Source organism: Aureibaculum marinum (genome assembly GCF_003813905.1).
GTDB classification, from domain to species: Bacteria; Bacteroidota; Bacteroidia; order Flavobacteriales; family Flavobacteriaceae; genus Aureibaculum; species Aureibaculum marinum.
In genome coordinates this window covers 1-958 of the sequence record NZ_RPFJ01000075.1, presented here as the reverse complement: position 1 = coordinate 958, position 958 = coordinate 1, and the positions used below count along the sequence as shown (strand labels likewise).

General features: G+C 29.2%; 1 protein-coding gene. It reads left to right on the top strand.

From position 1 onward, the window contains the following. Positions 1-28: 28 nt before the first annotated feature. Complete coding sequence (locus EGM88_RS14965; protein WP_123899230.1) at positions 29-925, top strand: DUF1963 domain-containing protein; 897 nt, start codon at positions 29-31, stop codon at positions 923-925. Positions 926-958: the final 33 nt, after the last annotated feature.

Below are 958 nucleotides of genomic sequence, written 5' to 3'. Positions count from 1 at the left end.
ATATCCCAAAAACACCACGCTGAAATAAATGTTTAGTTTTAAAAAGAACAATTTAGATAAAATAAAGTCATTCATTCTGAACTCGGAAGAAATCGAAATTGACAAAGACGACAAAGAGAAACTAATCAAAATGATTAGACCGACTATCGGAATTAAAACCAACTCGACTGATGATGAAAACATAAAAATTGGAAAATCTAAAATTGGTGGAAAACCTGATTTACCTAAAGATTTTCAATGGCCAAGAGCAAATGGAAAGCCAATGCTATTTTGTGCTCAATACAACCTTTCTGAATTGACAAAATTTGACCAAGAAAACATCTTGCCTGAAAAAGGTTTTTTCCACATTTTTTTAAGTCTTGATGAGAAATGGAAAGAGTTCAATGGAGTAAATCAAGACTACAAATTTATATTCAGCGAAACAGAAGATGTTGTTAGATGGGAATTCCCAAATGAACTTGAGGAAATCAGACATTTTAAATCTTCAGTTATTGAATATTTTGAATTTTACACTTTACCGCATTACGAAAATTACAAACTATTTGATTTTTACAAAAGCTATGAATCTTTTATGGATGATATTCACGAGCCAATAAATGAATACATAAAAGAAATTTGTGGATTAAACGAAGATACTTACCACCAAATACTTGGAGAAGATAGATCTATGCAATCAAGTGTGGTTTACGATTTTTCAGCTAAAGAATTAAATCTATATGGTTCTGAAAGTTCAGAATACCAAAAGAATTGGGATAAAATATTGAAACTATCTAAATCCTATGAACTGTTATTGCAATTAGATTGTTACGACTCGCATTCTGATTTGAAAAAGTTTGGAGGAGAAGGAAAATATTATTTTGGAATATCAAAAAAAGATTTAGAAAAAAAGAAATTTGATGATATTAAAATGTCTTTTCAAATATAAAATACTGCGTACAACAAAGAACTGAGCTAAAAA